This is a genomic window from Soehngenia longivitae, assembly GCF_004684055.1.
In the GTDB taxonomy this organism is placed as follows: Bacteria; Bacillota; Clostridia; order Tissierellales; family Tissierellaceae; genus Soehngenia; species Soehngenia longivitae.
This window is the reverse complement of sequence record NZ_SRIB01000002.1, coordinates 46808-67438: the sequence shown is the minus strand read 5'-3', so window position 1 is coordinate 67438 and position 20631 is coordinate 46808. Positions and strand designations below refer to the sequence as shown.

General features: G+C 32.2%; 20 protein-coding genes. 2 read left to right on the top strand and 18 right to left on the bottom strand.

The features are described 5' to 3' along the window. Positions 1-16: 16 nt before the first annotated feature. From pepF to E4100_RS01825, 18 genes are all read right to left on the bottom strand, one after another. Positions 17-1828, bottom strand: a complete 1812-nt coding sequence (gene pepF / locus E4100_RS01910) for an oligoendopeptidase F (protein ID WP_135270304.1) — start codon at positions 1826-1828, stop codon at positions 17-19. A 99-nt stretch (positions 1829-1927) separates the two neighbouring features. After that, a complete protein-coding gene (gene htrA / locus E4100_RS01905) occupies positions 1928-3175 on the bottom strand; it encodes a serine protease HtrA (protein WP_245196341.1) in 1248 nt (415 codons plus the stop codon). An 80-nt stretch (positions 3176-3255) separates the two neighbouring features. Continuing rightward, positions 3256-4014: an exodeoxyribonuclease III gene (locus E4100_RS01900; RefSeq protein ID WP_135270302.1), complete on the bottom strand. Its 759-nt coding sequence runs from the start codon at positions 4012-4014 to the stop codon at positions 3256-3258. Between the two features lie 14 nt (positions 4015-4028). Further along, positions 4029-4883: a tRNA 2-thiocytidine biosynthesis TtcA family protein gene (locus E4100_RS01895; RefSeq protein ID WP_135270300.1), complete on the bottom strand. Its 855-nt coding sequence runs from the start codon at positions 4881-4883 to the stop codon at positions 4029-4031. Positions 4884-4929: 46 nt separating this feature from the next. After that, positions 4930-6018 (bottom strand): redox-regulated ATPase YchF, encoded by a 1089-nt coding sequence (ychF, locus tag E4100_RS01890; protein ID WP_135270298.1) that lies wholly within the window; start codon positions 6016-6018, stop codon positions 4930-4932. A gap of 94 nt (positions 6019-6112) precedes the next feature. After that, positions 6113-7057 carry a carbamate kinase gene (arcC, locus tag E4100_RS01885; protein ID WP_135270296.1) on the bottom strand — a complete coding sequence of 315 codons (945 nt, stop codon included), beginning with the start codon at positions 7055-7057 and terminating at the stop codon, positions 6113-6115. A gap of 13 nt (positions 7058-7070) precedes the next feature. Further along, on the bottom strand, positions 7071-8066 hold the full coding sequence (gene argF / locus E4100_RS01880) for an ornithine carbamoyltransferase (protein WP_135270294.1): 996 nt from the start codon (positions 8064-8066) through the stop codon (positions 7071-7073). Positions 8067-8079: 13 nt separating this feature from the next. Continuing rightward, positions 8080-9300 carry an arginine deiminase gene (gene arcA / locus E4100_RS01875; RefSeq protein WP_209315224.1) on the bottom strand — a complete coding sequence of 407 codons (1221 nt, stop codon included), beginning with the start codon at positions 9298-9300 and terminating at the stop codon, positions 8080-8082. Between the two features lie 93 nt (positions 9301-9393). Next, positions 9394-9981 carry a TlpA family protein disulfide reductase gene (locus E4100_RS01870; protein WP_135270292.1) on the bottom strand — a complete coding sequence of 196 codons (588 nt, stop codon included), beginning with the start codon at positions 9979-9981 and terminating at the stop codon, positions 9394-9396. A gap of 14 nt (positions 9982-9995) precedes the next feature. Next, positions 9996-10685, bottom strand: a complete 690-nt coding sequence (locus E4100_RS01865; RefSeq protein WP_135270290.1) for a cytochrome c biogenesis CcdA family protein — start codon at positions 10683-10685, stop codon at positions 9996-9998. Between the two features lie 76 nt (positions 10686-10761). Then, on the bottom strand, positions 10762-11541 hold the full coding sequence (locus E4100_RS01860) for a family 1 encapsulin nanocompartment shell protein (RefSeq protein WP_135270288.1): 780 nt from the start codon (positions 11539-11541) through the stop codon (positions 10762-10764). Positions 11542-11553: 12 nt separating this feature from the next. Beyond that, on the bottom strand, positions 11554-11895 hold the full coding sequence (locus E4100_RS01855) for an encapsulin-associated ferritin-like protein (RefSeq protein ID WP_135270286.1): 342 nt from the start codon (positions 11893-11895) through the stop codon (positions 11554-11556). Between the two features lie 65 nt (positions 11896-11960). After that, on the bottom strand, positions 11961-12416 hold the full coding sequence (locus tag E4100_RS01850) for a peroxiredoxin (protein ID WP_209315222.1): 456 nt from the start codon (positions 12414-12416) through the stop codon (positions 11961-11963). Between the two features lie 12 nt (positions 12417-12428). Further along, complete coding sequence (locus E4100_RS01845; RefSeq protein WP_135270283.1) at positions 12429-12881, bottom strand: GNAT family N-acetyltransferase; 453 nt, start codon at positions 12879-12881, stop codon at positions 12429-12431. Between the two features lie 71 nt (positions 12882-12952). Continuing rightward, positions 12953-14155, bottom strand: coding sequence for a dicarboxylate/amino acid:cation symporter (locus E4100_RS01840; protein ID WP_135270281.1), 1203 nt, complete (start codon positions 14153-14155; stop codon positions 12953-12955). Between the two features lie 443 nt (positions 14156-14598). Beyond that, positions 14599-15162, bottom strand: coding sequence for a hypothetical protein (locus E4100_RS01835; protein ID WP_135270278.1), 564 nt, complete (start codon positions 15160-15162; stop codon positions 14599-14601). A gap of 20 nt (positions 15163-15182) precedes the next feature. Then, a complete protein-coding gene (locus E4100_RS01830; RefSeq protein ID WP_135270280.1) occupies positions 15183-15692 on the bottom strand; it encodes a hypothetical protein in 510 nt (169 codons plus the stop codon). 952 nt (positions 15693-16644) lie between these two features. Beyond that, entirely contained in the window at positions 16645-17208 is a 564-nt protein-coding gene (locus tag E4100_RS01825; RefSeq protein ID WP_135270278.1) for a hypothetical protein, read from the bottom strand. Positions 17209-17481: 273 nt separating this feature from the next. Here E4100_RS01825 and E4100_RS01820 point away from each other — a divergent pair, with 273 nt between their 5' ends. Together E4100_RS01820 and E4100_RS01815 are read left to right on the top strand one after the other, a co-directional pair. Then, on the top strand, positions 17482-19296 hold the full coding sequence (locus E4100_RS01820) for a heme NO-binding domain-containing protein (RefSeq protein ID WP_167792045.1): 1815 nt from the start codon (positions 17482-17484) through the stop codon (positions 19294-19296). Between the two features lie 94 nt (positions 19297-19390). Next, entirely contained in the window at positions 19391-20629 is a 1239-nt protein-coding gene (locus E4100_RS01815; protein WP_135270274.1) for a metal-dependent hydrolase family protein, read from the top strand. The last annotated feature ends 2 nt before the right edge of the window (positions 20630-20631 follow it).

The window sequence follows — 20631 nt, the reverse complement described above, 5'->3', positions numbered from 1 at the left end:
CTTTAAGCCCCCCTTATTATTCATTATCTATTTCTTCAGTCAATTCTATAATCTCATCTATTAAGCTTCCAATATACTCTATTGTGTTTAATAGAGGTTCTTCAGTTGTGATATCTACTTTTGCCATTTGAGCTAATTCAACTGGAGTCTTTGTTCCACCTGATTTTAGCACATTTTTCCAATCCTCTACTGCACTTTCTCCTTCTCTTAAAATCCTTTGGCTTACTTGTGTAGCTATAGTAAGACCGGCTGAATATGTGTAAGGATAAAGTCCCATGTAATAGTGAGGTTGTCTCATCCATGTGAGCTCTGCGCCTTCATTTATTATAACATCATCTCCCCAGAATTTCTCTAAGGTTTGTCGCTTTAATTGATTTAATATTTCTGCATTTACACTTTCTCCATTGTCAATTAGCTTGTAAACTTCTCTTTGATAATGAGCCTCTAATAGATGAGTTACAAAATTGTGATAATAAGTCCTAGCTATGATTGTTGATATTACCCATCGTTTCATCCTCTTGTCTGCAGTGTTTTTCATCAGATAATTTGCCATTAGCATTTCATTCATCGTCGATGGTGACTCAATAAAATAAAGTGAAGGTCTTGAATTAAATATGCTTTGGTTTTTATGCGCTAAAGTAAAATGACCTGCATGTCCAAGTTCATGAGCTAACACAAAAGCTTCTCTCATTCTCTCTGTCCATGATATGAGTATATATGGATGTGATCCATAAGGTGACGAACAGAATGCACCTGTTGATTTCCCTTGATTTTGAACAAAGTCTATCCATCTTTCGTCAAATGCTCTATTTAGCATCTCTACATAGTCTTCTCCTAAAATACCTAAAGCTCCTAATATATATTCTTTTGCTTCTTTTACACTTATCTTAGGTTCAAAATCTGGATCTACATCAATTTTTAAATCTGCAAACGTCATTTCATCTAAAGAATATATCTTCTTTAATAATCTTGCATACTTTCTCATGTGGGGTGCTAGATTTTCCATTATTAAATCTATTTGTCTATCGTATAGCTCTCTTTCTACTTCTTGAGGAAATAACAGGCTATCTATGACTGATTCAAATCCTCTGAGCTCAGAAATCGTCTTTTCTGTTTGCACATGAGTGTTGTAGGCTGCTCCTATTGTATACTGATATTCTCTTAATTTATTGGAAAAAACTTCAAATGCTTTCCTTCTTATTTTTGTATCTTTCTCATATTCCCATTCGCCTTCAAACAATACAAAGCTCAAAGGATACTTTTTCCCATCAACTTCAAACTCGCCAAACTTCATATCTGCTAATTTTGCCATGTTGTATATATTTTCTGGCGCTTCTAAACTATTGCTTAAACTTATTAATACTCTTTCTGCTTCTTTATGCAATCTATGTGGTTTCTTTCTTAGTATATTTTTGAGAAATCCAAAGTTATCTGCTGACTGACTGATTGCTTGTTCTATTATCTCTTTTGGTAAATTTGAAATTTCTTCCTCAATGAAGTCAATCTCTGCAAGTATTTTGGTAAAAGTTGTCATAACTTTAGAGTATAGGGCTTGATTGTCCATATTCGTCTGGTCTTCACTCACTTTTAATGATGCATATGTCGCAAGCCATGTGAAAAGCATTTCAAATTCTCTGTATTCATCTAGGCATAGATTTATGTCTTCTGGTGTTTTAAGTTTTCCTTTATAGTCCCTGATTATTTTCTCTGCATGTTTTTTAGTCTTATCCAATGCTTCGTTAAAAGCTTTTTCTGTTTTAAATAGGCTAGTCAGATCCCATGTCAGATTTACATCAACTTCATTTCTTTTAGGCAATGCTTTTACCATTTTAACACCCCTCTTATTTCGATAATCTAAATATTATTATATCAGATTTGTAAAAAAATACTAGCAAAAAATGCGGCATGTTTAAACTGCCGCATTTAATTATCTCGATGCTTCCAATGTCACCTCTAATGTTTTTTCTTCTCCATTTCTGATGATCTCAAGTATTACTTTGTCATTTACTTTATATGAGTAGAGGCCATTTCTTAAGTCATTCATATCTTCTATCTCTCTATCATCTAATTTTGTTATGATATCTCCTGTTTGTAATCCTGCTTTGCTTGCGGGACTATTTGCTTGAACTTCCAATACGACAACTCCGTTGTCAGCTTCCAAATCTATGCCCAATCCAATCTCATATTCTTCAACTGAGACTCCCTTTATACCCAAATACACTTTTTGATAGGTTCCAGTCTTTAAAACTTCGTCTATTATTGGCTTTATTGTATTTATTGGTATTGCAAATCCAAGCCCTTCTGCTGAAGATATCTTTGCTGTATTTATACCAACCACTTCACCTTTTGCATTTAACAAAGGCCCTCCACTATTTCCTGGGTTTATTGAGGCGTCAGTTTGTATTAGATTTTCCATTACTACATTGTTGTCAACTTGAACAGATCTATTTAGTCCTGAGATGATACCACTCGTTACAGTCCTTTGGAATTCAAGCCCTAGAGGATTTCCAATAGCTATCGCCAATTCTCCTACAACCAATGAATCTGAATCCCCTAAAACTGCTACAGGTAAATTGGTCCTGTTTACTTTTATGATGGCTAGATCCATATAGCTATCAACCCAAACTACTTTAGCATCTAACTTTTCTCCATCTTCAAATAAAACTTGGATTTCTCTTGCATTGCCGTCAGATATTACATGGGAATTAGTTAGAATATATCCGTCAGAATTTACAATGACACCTGAACCTACACCACTAACTAGCTGTTGAGTATATAAATAATCTTTTATTTCCACAGTTGTTATCCCTACAACTGAGCTCATGCTCTTTTGTACCACTGCAGAAACTGTGGTATAGCTATCATTAGGGTTTATGACAATTTCTTGTGTGTTGTTTGTGTTTGTATTGATATTTGAAGCAAATATTCTAATGCCAATGTATGAACCTGCTAAGCCACTCAATAATGAAATGATCAAAACAACTACTATCAACGATTTCCATCTAAAAGTCATGTTTGCGATTGCTTCATTGTTAGAGTTATTTAAATCTTTCTTCTTTGGTTCATCTTCTTTCATCTCTTCTTTTGCTTCTTCAGATTTACTATTACTTTCAAAAATTTCTTCTTGATTTTCTATTTCTTCTTGATTTTCATCTTTGTACTCATCATCGTTCATAACTCATCCCTCCATTTGTGATTATATTGTATATCTTGTTTGTGAAAACTATATGATAAATTAATGGATTGTTTCTAAAATCACTTTATCTCCAACTCAACTGGGCAATGGTCAGAACCATATATGTCAGAATGAATTTTAGCGTCTACAAGTCTATCTTTTAAACTCTCTGATACTAGAAAATAATCGATTCTCCATCCTGCATTTCTTTCCCTTGCTTTAGTTAGATAACTCCACCAAGTGTATGCCCCTTCTTTGTCAGGATAAAAGTATCTAAACGTATCAATAAATCCAGCATCTAATAACTCAGTAAATTTATTTCTTTCTTCGTCTGTAAACCCCGCGCTTTTTCGGTTAGAACTTGGATTTTTTAAATCTATCTCTTTATGAGCAACGTTTAAATCCCCACAGACGATTACTGGTTTAGTCTTTTCTAATTCCTTTAAATAATACCTGAACTCATCTTCCCATATCATCCTGTATTCAAGTCTTTCTAATTCAGTTTTAGAGTTTGGCGTATATACATTGACTAAATAAAAGTCATCGTATTCTACTGTAATTATCCTGCCTTCTTTATCGTGTTCTTCCTTGTCCATTCCATAGGTGACATTTATAGGTTTTACTTTGCTAAATATCGCAGTGCCAGAGTATCCCTTTTTTTGAGCAGAATTAAAATACTTTTCGTATTCTTCAAGATCGACATCTAAGTCGATTTGACCTTCTTGCATTTTTGTCTCTTGAAGGCATAATACATCAGGATTAATTTTTTTTACTGATTCTATAAATCCTTTTTTCATAATTGCTCTCAATCCATTTACATTCCATGATACCAATCTCATCAAATCATCTCCTTCTAGTACTCATCTAAGAATGAATTTTTTATTCCTTTTTTCTCATATCCTAAAACTTGATCAAGGTTGACATTTTGAGCAGCCCTAAAAATCGACATTTCTACATTTTCATTTGATTCTTTTAACTTATCTATCAATGCTTTTATTTCATATCTCTTATTCCCAATTTTTTTAGCTGCCACCATACAAGCACAATTAAGTGGCCAAATTCCACTTGATTTTATAAATCTTTCAATGTATTTTTCTTCTATTAAATACAACGGTCTAATCAGCTCTAACCCTTCGTAGTTTTGGGACTTTAATTTAGGCATCATAGTTTTAAAGCTACCCGCATATAATAAATTGAGCATTGTAGTTTCTATGACGTCGTTAAAGTGATGCCCCAATGCTAATTTGTTGCAGCCTAGTTCTTTGGCCTTACCATAAAGAGCTCCCCTTCTCATTCTCGCGCACATATAGCAAGGGTATTCTCCAGCAATTCTATCAGCTACCTCAAATATATTTGCATCGAATATATGTGCAGGAATTTGTAAATAATCTAGGTTTTCTTCAAGGAGTTTGCGGATATCCTTATGATACCCCGGATCCATCACTATAAATTCAACTTCAAAATTATTTTTTCCGTATTTTTTTAATTCTTGAAATAGTTTCGCCATTAAAAGGCTATCTTTGCCTCCAGATATAGCTACTGCAATCTTATCATTGTCTTTTATAAGGTCATATTCCTTGATTGCTTTTATGAATTTGGACCAAATTGGTTTTCTGTAAGTCTTTATTATGCTCCTTTCAATTTCCTTTAAAGCCTTTCTATCATTTTCAACAATAATTGGCTCACAATAGTTTATTTCGCTTGTCATATTTCATTACCTCTCTATTATATTTAAAAGGAGAGTTTCAACTCTCCTATACATTAAATCTAAAATTGATTATATCTCCATCTTGTACAATGTATTCTTTCCCTTCCAAAGTTAGTAGTCCTAGCTCTTTTAATTTAGTCATGCTTTTATGTTCTTTTAAATCTTTAAATTTACAGACTTCGGCTCTTATGAAGCCCTTTTCTATGTCGGAGTGAATTTTGCCTGCAGCTTCTTTTGCTGTGATTCCTTTTCTAATAGGCCAAGCTCTAACCTCATCTTCTCCTGCTGTCAAGAAAGAAATAAGTCCTAAATAATCATAAGCCGTCTTTGAAAGTAAATCTATACCTGATTCTTTTATATTTAAATCTTCCATGAATATTTCTCTGTCTTTCTCATCTAGCTCCCTAAGTTCAAGTTCAGTTTTTACCGATATCTCTATGATTGGTGTATTTGAGGCTTTGGCGTATTCATAAAGTTCATCTTTTTTAGGGTAAGTTTTATTTGCCAGTTGATTTTCATCAATATTTACTACAAATATCATAGGTTGCTGTGAGAGAAATGAAAAAGTTTTTAAGACATCTTTCTCTTCGTCACTTAAATCGAGATTGTTAAGTAATAATCCATTCTCTAAACATTCTCTGCATTTCTTTAAAACTTCTAGCTCTAGTAAGTTTTCTTTTGTTACTTTTTTAGAATTTTCAATTCTTTCTATTCTATTTTCTATTACTTGCAGGTCAGAAAAAAGTAACTCTAAATTCAAAGTCTCCACATCTCTCATGGGGTCAATATCCCCTTCAACATGTATTACATTGTCATCTTCAAATGCTCTGACAACGTGCACGAGTAAGTCTGTCTTTCTTACATTATCTAAAAATAGATTACCTGCTCCTTTACCGCTTGATGATCCCTTAACTAATCCAGGAACATCTACTACTTCAATTGTAGCATGAGTAGTTTTTTTTGGTTTATAAAGCTCAGTCAAAAACTTTAACCTTTCATCTGGTATCTTAGCTATACCTATATTTGCATTGATTTTTCCTGTTGCATAACCAGATACTTCTATATTTGAACCTGTCAATAGGTTAAAAAGTGATGTCTTTCCAACAGAAGTTAACCCAACTAATCCTATCTTCATATTTTTTCCCCTTTTCTATATATTATGTAAAAATTGTATCAGTAAATAAGTAATATTTCAATATAATAAAAAAACGGGGGAAAATCCCCCGATTTTACATCTCTATTACAGTTCCCGATATTCCATCTAATGCTTCTTTTGCTTTGTAAAGAGAAGTTATGATTGCTTTTCTACCTGGTTTTGATTTTGCAAAGTTTACAGCCGCTTTTACTTTAGGAAGCATGCTTCCAGGTGCGAAGTGTCCTTCTTCCATGTATTTAAGTGCCTCTTCTACACTCATATGGTCTAGGCTCTTTTGATCAGGTTTGTTGAAGTTTATAGCCACTTTTTCAACTTCTGTCAATATTAAAAGTATATCAGCATCCATATCTTCAGCTAATCTTTGCGCTGCTAGGTCCTTATCTATTACTGCGGCTACGCCTTCTAGAGAGCCATCTTCTTTTTCAATTACTGGGATTCCACCACCACCACAGGTTACAGCAATAGTTGTATCCCAAAGCGTTTTTATGGTGTCTATCTCAACTATTTTTTTAGGAAGTGGTGAAGGTACAACTCTTCTATACCCTCTCCCAGCATCTTCTTTTACTACATAACCTTTTTCTTCTGCTAATTTCTTAGCTTCTTCTTCTGTATAGAATGGTCCTATTGGTTTAGTTGGATTATTAAATGCTTCATCATCTTTATCTACTACAACTTGTGTGATAACCGTTGCTACTGGTATGTTTTTGCCTCTTTTCTTTAAAGCAAATTTCAAAGCTTGTTGTATATGATATCCAATATAACCTTGACTCATGGCGCCACAAACATCAAAAGGCATCGGTGGAGTCACATCTTTTGCTGCTTCTGTAGCAAGTAAAATTCTTCCTACTTGAGGTCCATTTCCATGAACAACTGCAATCTCATAACCTGCTAAAGATATATCTGCAATATATTCGCTTGTTCTCTTAACTACTTCTAGTTGTGCCTCTGCGGTTGAAGGCATTGATTTATCTTCTAATGCATTTCCTCCTAGTGCTACTACTACTCTTGTTGGTCTCACCTTAAATCCTCCTCTAACCTATTGTCGCTACGATTACTGCTTTTATTGTATGCATTCTGTTTTCTGCTTCATCAAAAACAACCGAATGTCTGCTTCTAAACACTTCATCAGTGACTTCTCTTATGTCATAGCCTTGTTCCATCTGATCTTTTGCCATTTTAGTTTCAAAATCATGGAAGCTTGGCAAACAATGCATGAATATGCAGTCATCATTTCCTGTCAATTTTATCATATCCATAGTTACTTTGTAAGGAGTCAACAATCTTACTCTTTCAGGTATTTGTGCTTCTTCTCCCATAGATGCCCATACATCAGTGTAGATTACATCAGCACCTTTAACTGAATTTATATCATCTGACAACTCAATGATTGCTCCGGTTTCTTTTGCAACTTCCAATGCCCTATTCAACGCATCTTTATCAACTTGATCTATCAATTCTTTTGGTCCAATAGCTACAAAGTGCATACCCATTTTAGCACACCCATACATCCAAGCATAGCTCATATTGTTTCTTACATCACCAGCAAAGACTAATTTTACTTTGTTTAAAGGTTTTGCCACATGTTCCTCAATGGTCAATAAATCCGCTAAAATTTGAGTTGGATGATCAACATCAGTCAGTCCATTCCATACAGGAACTCCAGCGTATTTAGCTAAGTCTTCAACAACTTCTTGTTTGTATCCTCTATACTCTATTCCGTCATAAAATCTCCCCAATACTTTAGCAGTATCTTCAAGAGATTCTTTTTTGCCCATTTGAGAACTTGCTGAATCTAAGAAAGTAACATGAGCTCCTTCTTCTAATGCTGCAACTTCAAATGCACATCTAGTCCTTGTTGAAGTTTTTTCAAATAGCAATACTATGTTTTTTCCTCTCAACACATAGTTGTATATGCCTGCTCTTTTCTTAGCTTTTAAATCATGCGATAAATCCAATAAATACCTGATTTCCTCTGGAGTAAAATCCATAAGTGTTAAAAAACTTCTACCTTTCAAATTGACTGCCATATTATTCTCCCCCTTATATTTTTTCTCTAACAAAAGGCATGCTCATGCACCTAGGGCCACCTCTGCCCCTTGACAGTTCTGAGCTAGATATTATATTTAACTTAATGCCTTCTTTGTCAAGTATGTCATTTGTCACATAGTTCCTAGAATATACTATCACTTCTCCAGGTGCTATGCAAAGAGTATTTGAACCATCATTCCACTGTTCCCTAGCTGCATCTACTACACTGTCCCCACCGCATTTAATTAGCTTTATTCCATTGACTTTTAAATTTGATTCCAATATTTCTTTCAATGTACCTATTTGAGGGGTTATTTTCAAACTATTCTTGTCTTTTTTCTCTAAAACAAAAGATTTCATAGTATGCTCTATATTTGGATGTATGACGAATTTGTCATAATCCACCATTGTAAACACTGTGTCTAAATGCATAAAAGTCCTTTGTTTTGGAATATCTATAGCAATGATTTTTTCAAAAGTTGTTTCAGTTTTAAATAAATTGAGCGCAAATTTTTCTATAGCATTTGGATCAGTTCTTTGTGAAATTCCGACAGCTAAAACTTTGTCATTTAAAACTAATATATCTCCACCTTCAATTGAAAATTCCTCTTGTCTTTCATAAAGGTGGGCTATCTTTTCATATTTAGGGTGATAGTTAAAAATATACTTAGCAAATAAAGTTTCTCTATTTCTAGTGTGCGTGTTCATTCTGTGTATAGTTACTTTATCCCCTACACACGCAAACGGGTCTCTAGTAAAATAAAGATTTGGCATGGGATCGATTAAAAATGGATAGTCGCTTTCTAAATACTCTGCTAAATGAACTTTTTCGAAATTGGTAATTTCTGATTTCCTAACTCCCGCCATCATCTGCAATACCATTTCCTTTTTATCTAAAGATAAGAAATACTCCTTTAGTGCGATAATATTAAATTCTTCTTTTATTCCTGCTTCGTATAAAAATTCTTCTACAAAAGAATTTAACACTTCTTTTTCAGATAAGGATTCTACAACTAAGTCTTCGAGGTATAGAACCTCTACATTCTTAGATTTTAGTATTTCAGCAAATTCATCATGTTCTTTTTGAGCAATTTTTAAGTATGGAATGTCATCAAATAATAACCTTTCCAGATATTCTGGCATTAAATTTTCTAGTTCTCTCCCAGGTCTATGCAACATGACCTGCCTAAGCCTGCCAATCTCTGTGTTAACCTCTATAACAGGATTTTTCAAAAATAACTCCACCCTTCTTTTGATATGAAATCGTTAACAATATTATATAAATTAGATAATCTCTTGTCAAACAATTCTAATCTTTCTAATATCTTATTGTTCTTTCATATCTTCTAAAAATCCTGTCATCATATCATAAGTCATCATCCCAGGAAACACACCGTAAATCATTCCATTTTCATCTATAAAATAAGTTGTTGGCAACCCTGAAACAAGATAATCACTTGCAATTTCAGTTGTCTCATCTAAGACAATAGGAAAAGATAAATTTTTTTCATCAACATACTCCTTAACTAAATCTATATCTTCACCGACATTTACCCCCAATACTAAAATTCCCTCATTTTCAGTATATAGCTTTTCTAAATCTGGCATTTCAATGTCACAAAACTTACACCATGTTGCCCAAAAATTTAATAGTACTATTTTGCCTTCAAAATCACTTAAACTTACATCATTTCCTTCCAAATCTTTCAATGTAAAATCAATAGCTGGATCTTTTGCTTCTAATTCTGGTTCATCGTTAATTATTGGGTTTTCAACTTCATTATTGTCTGCAGGAGTTTGGGTGTATATTGTTTCTCCCTCTTCAGCTACTTCTTCATTATCATTCAAAATCCAAATTCCAATAAGTGATACCGCTATGATTACTGCCAATATAATAATAGTTTTCTTTTGCATAAATGATAAACCTCCTATAATAATAAACTGGATAAAACAACTAACTTATCAAAAAATATCAATATTCCAAAGACTACTAAAATACCTCCTCCTATTAACGGAATTACTTTTAGCGCTTTCTCATATTTTGAAAGTAAAAGCGTGAATTTCGATATAAACAGTGCAGTTAATATAAATGGCACTGCCATGCCAATAGAGTAAATAAACAGCAAAATTCCTCCTTTTAATACTGAACTATCCATCGAAGCCATAAAAAGTATTGAGCCAAGTACCGGCCCAAAGCAAGGACTCCACCCACCAGCAAAAGCCATTCCCATGAAAGTTGAGCTAATCATGCCATTTACTTTCTTCGGAGCTTTTAATCTTTTGTCTTTGCTTAAAAAGCTGAAGTTTAATACCCCCATGTAATTAAGCCCAAAAATAATTATTATAATTCCACTTAACTTCATAAATAAAGATCTATTCTGAGAAAATATTTGTCCTACAAACGAGGCGCTCAATCCCATTATTATAAAAATAATTGTAAACCCTGCTATAAAAGCTAAAGTTCTTTTCAATACAATCGCCTTACTATCATTTGCTCCTTCTATATCGCCGAGTCCCGAGATATACATAATATATGCTGGTATCATAGGCAAGAGACAAGGAGAAAAGAATGACACTAAACCCGCAAAAAAAGCAGAATAACTTGTAATTTCTGTCATGACCAAACCTCCGGAATTTTTATATATAAAATTATACCCTATACAGGTATACCTGTATAGGGTATAATAAAAAATTTTATTCAAATTTAACTACTATATTTGGGTCTAATACTCTAAATGTAAATGATTCAGTTGCAAAGAATTTAACTTTATCTTTATCAGCATCTAAAAATCCTATTGCAAAATCTTGTCCAATAGTTAGTTCTAAATCTTCTGAATCAAATGGTACTAGAAAAGCTCCTTTCACTGCTTTTGCAAGTACTATATCTCCTTCTATTAGTGCAGTTATTTTCTTTTCTAATGGGTATCCTTTGTCACTTAATATAATATTTACATATTCTTCTTCTCCTACTATAAGTGAATATGGTTTATTGACATAAGCTTCTTTTAATTGTGCTACTCCCTTAGCTATAGCATTGACTATTGAATCTCTATCTTTTCCTAATGGAATAGCCTTTTTACCTGCTTTTGCTAATCCTTCAATTCCTACATCTTCAAGCCCATAATAAACAGCTTTTTCTTCAAATAGAGCCAGTTTCTTCATTGCTTCTTCCAATGGTGTTAAATCTGGGTCTTTTGCTCCTCGAAGTATATTGTCCAATTCTTTTCTATCTAACTCGAACTCCACTCTAACTTCTGTAAGTGGTTTTACATCGTAGTTTGAATAAAAAATCGCATCTGCTTCCTTTATTTCCTTTAATCTTCCTTCTCCTAAAGAATTGAAGTCCAAACCTTTTGGCCCATTAACTCTAACTACTCTTCTAGCTGTAAGGTAACTTCCCAAAACTTCTTTAGCCCTTGTATCTATTTCTTCCCAAACTTTATCAGATATTGGTGCCATATTCCTGTTAAGCATATTATCCTCCTCCTATTTCATATCTCCTATTCCTAAATCTTTGTCTTTTTCATTCGTTTCGGAACTGCTTTCTTCTACCTCAAGAATATTTTCGGTGGTAAATAGGTATTTTCTCAAGTTTTCATCCCACACGTCCATATTTCTTCTCAGCCATTCCAAAGTCATAACTGCATGTTCAATCTCTTCATCTCTATTGTGAGCTAAAACTTCTCTTAATGTCTCATCTTCACTTGCAGATACCCTTTGATTGTACCAATCAACGGCTTCTATTTCCTCTTTTAAGCTCATCAAAGCTCTAGTTATATTCATTGTTTTTTCATCCATTTTTTCAACTGGTTCATGATACTGTGTCATATATATCCCTCCAAACATTTAATAGTTACACATTGAATTTACCCTTACAACATATTTTTAAACAACTAGTTTGTAAGATTTTCTTTAATGTATTCCAAAACTTCTTCTGGGTGTGGCCCAGGTTTTACATTTCTAAATTCCTTTACTAGTTCCCCAAATTTATTGAATACAAAGGTACTTCTTTCTATGCTTTTAACTTCTTTTCCAAACATTTTTTTATTCTTTAACACTTCATACTTTTCTAAAACTTCTCCAGATTCATCAGTCAACAACATAAAATTTAAATCGTATTTTTTCTTGAAATTTTGATGCGACTTTGTAGAATCTCTACTTATTCCGATAATAACAGTATTGTGTTTTTCAAACTCTTGATTTAGATCCCTAAATCCGTTTGCTTCAATCGTTCAGCCAGGCGTATTATCTTTTGGATAAAAATAAACTACGACATTTTTACCCCTGAAATCTTCTAAAGATACTTCTTCCCCAGAATCAGATATTAACTTAAAATCATATTTACCCAAAGCTATCTCCTCCTAAGAAATTACCATTTTCAATTTGTTAATTCTCCTATCCTTTTCAACTAATGATTTTGTCTCCCCTACTTTTATTGCACCCATTTTTTCGTAAAATGGCATAACTTCATTAGACGCAACAAAATCTAATTCTAAAATCCCTCTGTTTTTACAAAACTCTATTAAATGATCCCAAAGTATTTTGCCGTACCCTTTTCTTATATAGGAGGGATCAATATAGAAATACTCTAAAACAACACCTTCTCCACTTTCTATTATGCTGTAAAATCCAATTAATTTATCATTTTCTTCTAAGACAAAAGTTGGGTTATTTATGATGTAGTCTTCACTTATTTTATATATTACTTTAAAAGTATCAAGAAATTTCTTATCATAACCCCAATAAGCTTCTGATTCTACAGCTAAATCTGTTAAAATATCAGCTTCTTTCGGATAAGCTCTGCGTATGTTCATATATTCCCCTCCCTTTTGATATTTTATACCCACAACTAAAAAAATATAGACCATTATGGTCTATATTTTTTCTAATCTATATCTATATCTACTAATTTTTCTTTTGGTTCTAATTTAAATCCTGAAATTTTATTTACTATAACTGCTATAGCTCCGTCGCCTGTAACATTGCAAGCTGTCCCAAAGCTATCTTGTGCAAGATATAGTGCTATCATAAGAGAAAGCATCGTCTGATCAAATCCCAATATGCTCTCTAAAATTCCCAATGCCGCCATGACTGCTCCACCAGGTACTCCAGGAGCTGCAACCATTGTTACCCCTAATGCTAAAATAAATCCAAAATAAGAGCCAAAGCTTAAAGGTATATCATTTAACATCATAATAGCCATAGAGCAGCTAACTAGTGTAATAGTACTTCCAGAAAGATGTATTGTCGCACATAGAGGAATTACAAACTCTGCGACTCCTTCGTTTACTCCATTTTTCTTAGTTTGCACTAGAGTTACAGGTATAGTCGCTGCAGATGATTGAGTGCCTATAGCTGTAAAATAAGCAGGTAACATGCCTTTTATCAACTTAAATGGATTTGCTTTTGCAGTAGTACCTGCTACGCTATATTGAATTATGATTATTATTATGTGAAGAGCTATAACTAATATGAATACTCTAGAGAAAACACTTAAAATCATAGCTGTCTGTCCGGAAAAAGTGAGATTTGCGAATATCCCCATGATGTGAATAGGCAAAAGTGGAATAATTATTTCCGATATCAATTTACTCACTATGTTTTGAAACTCATCCATAAATCCTTTTATGTATTTTGAATCTATGGCAGCCATTCCTATCCCCAGTGTAAAAGCTATTATAAGTGCTGTCATTACTTCCATAATAGGAGGAATGTTCATTTCAATAAAAGAAGCGGCCATGGTTTCTTCTCCTATACCACTTACATCAAATGTCCTATCTGTTAAAAAAGTAGGCAGTATAAGTGAGTTTGCAAAGTAAGCAACCGTTCCTGAAAAAATAGTAGAGACATAAGCTAAAATTGCGGTAATTGCTAAGATCCTACCTGCGCCTTTACCTAATTCGCCAATCCCAGGGGCGATAAACCCAATGATGATCAGTGGGATTGCAAAGCCTAAGAACTGTCCAAAGACTGCATTAAATGTGGCTAGTACTCTAACCAATGTTTCTGGAAATACCATCCCAAATACAATACCTAAGATAATTGCAATGATTAGTCTTGGCAGTAAGCCAATCTTTTTCTTTTTCATTTTTCTCCTCCTTTTTTTTCGTATCTTAATTGTTTAAGTATCTTAATTGTTTAATTTATCACAATTTTTATTCTATTTCAACCCCTTTTAGAATTTGTAAGGAATTTTTAATAAATGGGCAAAGAAAAAAGAAATGAAGTGATGAGGAAAAATGGCTGGAATCCAGATAAATTAATCACTTTCATTTCTTAACTCTTATTATTTTAGCTATTAATATCCCTATGATATAATTAAGTCAAACGGAGAACAAATAAGTATTTTGTTATACAAGCTACAATAAATGATCCCTCTAACTTCTTTAATTTTCTTTAATTTTTATTGGTATTGCACATTTTCATTTTATAGAGATTTTTGTCCTCTTTGCAATATCATCCATTTTTATCAGAGCATACATATATTGTACTTTTATTGTACTTTTAGTTACTATTGTTATATCTTATTTGTTACTTTTTATCAAACAAGTTTTTAAATTCTTCCAAATCAACATATTTTATACGTCGCCCTTGCTCAGTATCTACCATATCTAATAAGATATATATTTCCTTTTCATCATTTTTATTATCTACATTTGTAAATTTTATCTTGGCTGAATATGAATCTGAATCATTGGTTTTTTTAAGTTCTTCAATACTGTATTGGACTTCTTTGTATTCTTTCAAATATAAATTTGGTAATAATCTGTTCTTAATTAATCTATCAATTTCTTCTACTGTTAAAGTTTCTTCCCATGTTTTCATCCAAGAATCATCATCTAAATTGTTTAACATTTCTAGATCTATTTCATCTTTACCTAATCTAATCATTTCTGCATCTAATTTTTCAATTAAATTTTCCCAATCTTCTTCAGAATAATTAAATTGTTCAAAATATGAATTTAAAAAACTCTCTATTACCTCTTTATCTTCATCTGGTATATTTTCTTCATCATTTGAATTTATGCAAGATGTTAAAAGGATCACAATTAATAAATTTACTAGAACTATGGATATTATTTTTATTTTTCTCATATCTTAGTTTAGCGCCTCCTTTACCTATAAAATAACTTGCAATATGGAACTTTTGAATCATTTGTATATTTAATATTTTCAGGAGAAGCCTCCATAATAAGCCCATAAAGAGGAATTTCATTACCCATATATCTCATACAATAATAACCTACTTTTCCAACTGCTAATGGATCATACTCTGTAACTAATACTTCATAACACCATTTGCATTGCCAAGCAGCACCACCATTGAAAACAGTTTCTCTTGAACCATCATTATTTACTCTAATTAATTTCCCCCAACCACTACTTAGCATTTCATGATCTCCTCTCCCTGGACAAGCATCATAAACAGTTGGATACATGCTAGAAATATGATTTAAGTTTATGGGTAAAAACTCCATTTTAGTCTCATCAATTTTGAATTCTTTAAGTTCTATTTTTCTATATTCATCTTTTGAAATTAATTCTCCTGTATTCCCAAAAGCAAAATTAGTAAATGTAATAACAAGCAACAGCGACATAATTATAGTTTGTTTGAAAAATTTCATAGTATAAGCCTCCTTATTTGAGTCTAATTTTTTTTACTCTGTTTTTTCATAAGCTACTTTACAGTATCTTTTGATCCAAAATATCTTTTCATTTCCTAGATATTATTAAATTTAGATATTAACATGCTTATGATATAATTAAGTTAAACAGATGATAAATAAATATTTTTACATACAACTTACTAAATCATCTCGATGCTCTTTTAAATTTCATTGGAATCAGATCCTTTCATTTTATAGAGCTTTTCTCCTCTTAATCAATCTAATATATTTTTTGTCAGAACATGTATTGTAATTTCTTTAGCATAGGTATATCTCATTAATTGTTTGATCAAACAATTAATGAATTCAATATCACCAATTAATTAATTTAGAAAACAATTATATAATAACTTTCTAAATTAATATTAAATAATAATCCTGTATTTATATGTTGTAATAACCTACAATCCATATTTTAAACAAGTCTATTCATCTAAAAAAATAGATTTTCTAATGTATATTATTAAAAATATGATACTATTGACATGTCTTTGTGCCATCATCTACTTCTTTTCTTGATATATATGGTAGTATATCATTGTATCTGAGCCTATATTAATTATGTACCCTATCAGTCATCTTTAAATCTAATTCTAAAATTCTTTTTTATTTCATCTTTTTTGTTCTAATGCTTGTGTAATATTCTCTTATGCTTCCCCCGTTTGCTTTGTATGTTCGCATTCATGCCATTTCATCAGCTCCTATTTCACTCCATCCCATGGGCCTTGAGCTTAATCGAGAATCCTCGTAATGAACAGTCTTTACCTCAACCTAGATTGAATGAAGTCGGTATACCACTTTTCCCCTATGATTCTTCATTACCTATGATTTACAATGGTATTACCCGTGTACTCCACCTAAATTCAGAGCATATATTGTACTTTTAGTTACTATTGTTATATCTTATTTGTTATTTTTTATCAAACAAGTTTTTAAATTCTTCCAAATCAACATATTTTATACGTCGCCCTTGCTCAGTATCTACCATATCTAATAAGATATATATTTCCTTTTCATCATTTTTATTATCTACATTTGTAAATTTTATCTTGGCTGAATATGAATCTGAATCATTGGTTTTTTTAAGTTCTTCAATACTGTATTGGACTTCTTTATATTCTTTCAAATATAAATTTGGTAATAATCTGTTCTTAATTAATCTATCAATTTCTTCTACTGTTAAAGTTTCTTCCCATGTTTTCATCCAAGAATCATCATCTAAATTGTTTAACATTTCTAAATCTATTTCATCTTTACCTAATCTAATCATTTCTGCATCTAATTTTTCAATTAAATTTTCCCAATCTTCTTCAGAATAATTAAATTGTTCAAAATATGAATTTAAAAAACTCTCTATTACCTCTTTATCTTCATCTGGTATATTTTCTTCATCATTTGAATTTATGCAAGATGTTAAAAGGATCACAATTAATAAATTTACTAGAACTATGGATATTATTTTTATTTTTCTCATATCTTAGTTTAGCGCCTCCTTTACCTATATAAAAACTCCCTAATCGAACTTCTTATGAATCTAATTTTTATTAATTTGTATGCTAATATTATTTTAATCTTATCGCTTTATCTTAATTGTTTAATTTATCACAATTTTTGTTCTATTTCAACCCTTTTAGAATTTGTAAGGAATTTTTAATAATGGTAAATTTTAACTTGTCATTTAATAATTTATAAATTAGCCGATATGAATAAACAGGAATAATATACTAACACTAAGAGGATGGTGAATATGAAAGGTACTGTAGTAAATATATGGTTTAACACTATAGAAAAAATAATGGGCAAAGAAAAAAGAAATGAAGTGATGAGGAAAAATGGCTGGAATCCAGATAAATTAATCACTCCTCTGGAAGAGATAGATGATCAAAAAATACTTAGTCTTATGAGTGCATTCGCGAAAGAAAACAACATGAGTTCAAATGAAATGTGGAGAGTGCTTGGACAAAATAATATAAATTCTTTTTATAACTGGTTTCCATCGTATTTTGAAAAAAATTCTGCAAAGAGTTTCCTAGCATTGATGGATAAAGTGCATACTCAACTAACTAAAATGATTCCAGGAGCAATCCCTCCAAGGCTCATTCCAGAAGATGTTGATGACAAAACTTTAATACTTACTTATAAGTCCAAAAGAGGTTTAATTGATTATTTCTTAGGTCTTATAGAGGGCACTGGAGAATTTTTTAATGAAAAAATCGAATCCGAAGTTTTAGATAGAGAAGTAGATAAAGACGGCGTCCATATCGTAAGAGTGAAATTGCATTTCGAAAAGGGAAATAAGAAACATAAAACCTATAAGGTATCAAAGATATTGTCGCTCTCATTTATTAAATATGCACCACTAAAAATTGCTATTTACCCAACTCTATTGACATTTGCACTTATTGCAATTTTAAATGGTTTCAATGACTATGTTCTTCTTTCTGGTGTTCCAGCTATTGTATTGATTTCTACAGTATTTGTATCTAAATCAATCATTAAGCCATCTTTAGATTTGCCAGAAGAAATTAAAAAGCTTGGTGAAATTCAATTGGATGAAGATTTGATTGTCCACACCAATGATTACAACGAAATGTTATTTCAATCTGTCAATGAATCTAAGAATAGACTTAGAGAAGAAATCACTTATTTTAAAGGTGGCATGGATGATTTATATTCATTTATTGAAAAATTCTCTAAAGTTGCAGAGAATTTAGGAGATGTTTCAGACTCAATATCTAAAGCAGTTCAAGAAGTAGCAGACGGAGCAGTTCATCAAGCAAACGAGGCAGAAAATTCTGTGAGCATACTTTCTGACAATATCGACATGATAGATAAAATAAGCAAAATGCAATTAGATGGAAAGGAAAGTCTAGGCAAAGCTGTCGACCAAATTGAGACTTCTTTTGAAAACCTTGAAAAAGTTTCTTCTGATCTTGAGGAAGTAAAAAATAATTTTTCAAATGTCAACAAGCAAGGTCAAGAATTAAGTAAAAATATAAAAAATACTATTGAAATAGTAAACACAGTTGAAAGTATTGCCGAACAAACAAATCTCTTAGCTTTAAATGCTTCCATTGAAGCCGCAAGAGCAGGAGAAATGGGCAGAGGTTTTAGTGTTGTTGCAGAGGAGATCAGAAAATTAGCTGAAAACTCTAAAGGAGCTGTTAATACAATAAACTCAAGCCTAAACGAATTCACAAAAAGTGTAAACAGCATGGTAAGTAAGATCAACGATCAATTCATTCAACTTGAAAATGGGACTCAAACTGTCGCTGGAGTAGTTAAAGACAGTAGATTAGCTTCAAATATGATAAACGAGGTTAAAGATATGATTTCAGATATTTCAGAAATGCTTCTATCAGAAACTAAAAAAATCGATAAAGTCTTTGAAAATATAAATAATCTTGCGGCAATTACAGAAGAAAATAGCGCTACATCAGAGGAAATGAGCGCAAATGTAAGTAATTTTTCTGCAGAAATAATGAATTTAACTGAAAATATAAAAGAACTAGAAGAAGTAGTTTTATTCTTAAAAAAAGAATTAAGCAGGTATACCCTTTAAGAAAAGCCTCTGGCTTTTCTTCTTTTTGTTGAAAGTATTCGCTTTTTAATATACTATCTAAATGTGACTATACAATAAATGGGAGGTAATAAATTTGAGTAAATTTGCTTTTAAAGGTGGCCTCTTGATAGATGGCAGTGGTAAAAATCCCATAGATAATTCTCTTGTGTTAGTTGATGGGGGAAAAATAATTTATGCTGGAAAACTCGTTGAATTTGCTGATGATTATGAAATTATAGACATAACTAATAAAGTGATCATGCCGGGATTAATTGATACTCATCTCCATTTCAGTGGCAATCTCTCAGACAATGACAGTGAATGGGTCTTAGAGCCAGTTGAACAAAAGGCAGTAGTCGCAGTAAGCCAAGCTAGAGAAGCTCTACTTCATGGCTTAACATCTGTTGGAGAAATATCCAGATTTGGGATACATATTAGAAATATGATAGAACAAGGAATTATAGAAGGTCCTAGAGTAATCGCAACTGGGCTTGGCTTTTGTAGAACTTCAGGGCATGGAGATAGCCATAGACTCCCATTAGAATATAATAATTTATCTCACCCCTGGGCAGAAAGAGTCGATGGCCCTTGGGAGTTGAGAAAAGCTGTGAGAAAACGCCTAAGAGAAAATCCTGATGCCATAAAGATATGGTCTACAGGAGGTGGCATTTGGAAATACGATGCAAAAGCATACACTCACTACACATTGGAAGAAATCCAGGCAGTTGTAGATGAGTGTAAAATGGTAGAAATACCCGTATGGTCTCATGCAGAAGGATATGAGGGAGCCTTATTTTCTGTAAAAGCCGGTGTAGATGTGATCATACATGGTCAAGAATTAAACGAAGAATGTTTGCAGATCATGAAAGAAAAAGACATAACATTTTGCCCAACACTTCAGTTCTTCTACGAATGGTTCACTGTTTATGAACCTCCTTATAGAAAAATACTGGATAATTACGAGGGAAATACAACTGCAGAGAAAGAATTAAATCGCATAATTGACAATCTAAGAAACGCAAAAGAAAAGGGAATTAGGATAACTGTTGGTTCTGACTCATTTTGTTCGAGCTTAACTCCATATGGAAAATATGCGATTACTGAAATGTACGCACTTAAAAATGCCGGATTTAGTGAAATGGAGGTAATAGTTGCTGCTACAAAAAACGGCGCAGAAATGCTAAGAATTGATGACGTGACAGGAACTGTAGAAGCTAATAAATTTGCAGATTTACTAGTCTTGGATAAAAATCCTCTAGAAGACATTAAAAACTTAAATTCTGACAATATGAATATGATAATGAAAGAAGGAAAATTTGTAAAAAAAAATTAGGC

Excerpts from the sequence above, each read along its gene's own strand:
- pepF (WP_135270304.1), bottom strand. The coding sequence starts at position 1,828 with ATGGTAAAAGCATTGCCTAAAAGAAATGAAGTTGATGTAAATCTGACA.
- htrA (WP_245196341.1), bottom strand. The coding sequence starts at position 3,175 with ATGAACGATGATGAGTACAAAGATGAAAATCAAGAAGAAATAGAAAAT.
- E4100_RS01900 (WP_135270302.1), bottom strand. The coding sequence starts at position 4,014 with ATGAGATTGGTATCATGGAATGTAAATGGATTGAGAGCAATTATGAAA.
- E4100_RS01895 (WP_135270300.1), bottom strand. The coding sequence starts at position 4,883 with ATGACAAGCGAAATAAACTATTGTGAGCCAATTATTGTTGAAAATGAT.
- ychF (WP_135270298.1), bottom strand. The coding sequence starts at position 6,018 with ATGAAGATAGGATTAGTTGGGTTAACTTCTGTTGGAAAGACATCACTT.
- argF (WP_135270294.1), bottom strand. The coding sequence starts at position 8,066 with ATGGCAGTCAATTTGAAAGGTAGAAGTTTTTTAACACTTATGGATTTT.
- E4100_RS01870 (WP_135270292.1), bottom strand. The coding sequence starts at position 9,981 with ATGCAAAAGAAAACTATTATTATATTGGCAGTAATCATAGCGGTATCA.
- E4100_RS01865 (WP_135270290.1), bottom strand. The coding sequence starts at position 10,685 with ATGACAGAAATTACAAGTTATTCTGCTTTTTTTGCGGGTTTAGTGTCA.
- E4100_RS01860 (WP_135270288.1), bottom strand. The coding sequence starts at position 11,541 with ATGCTTAACAGGAATATGGCACCAATATCTGATAAAGTTTGGGAAGAA.
- E4100_RS01855 (WP_135270286.1), bottom strand. The coding sequence starts at position 11,895 with ATGACACAGTATCATGAACCAGTTGAAAAAATGGATGAAAAAACAATG.
- E4100_RS01845 (WP_135270283.1), bottom strand. The coding sequence starts at position 12,881 with ATGAACATACGCAGAGCTTATCCGAAAGAAGCTGATATTTTAACAGAT.
- E4100_RS01840 (WP_135270281.1), bottom strand. The coding sequence starts at position 14,155 with ATGAAAAAGAAAAAGATTGGCTTACTGCCAAGACTAATCATTGCAATT.
- E4100_RS01835 (WP_135270278.1), bottom strand. The coding sequence starts at position 15,162 with ATGAGAAAAATAAAAATAATATCCATAGTTCTAGTAAATTTATTAATT.
- E4100_RS01830 (WP_135270280.1), bottom strand. The coding sequence starts at position 15,692 with ATGAAATTTTTCAAACAAACTATAATTATGTCGCTGTTGCTTGTTATT.
- E4100_RS01825 (WP_135270278.1), bottom strand. The coding sequence starts at position 17,208 with ATGAGAAAAATAAAAATAATATCCATAGTTCTAGTAAATTTATTAATT.
- E4100_RS01820 (WP_167792045.1), top strand. The coding sequence starts at position 17,482 with ATGAAAGGTACTGTAGTAAATATATGGTTTAACACTATAGAAAAAATA.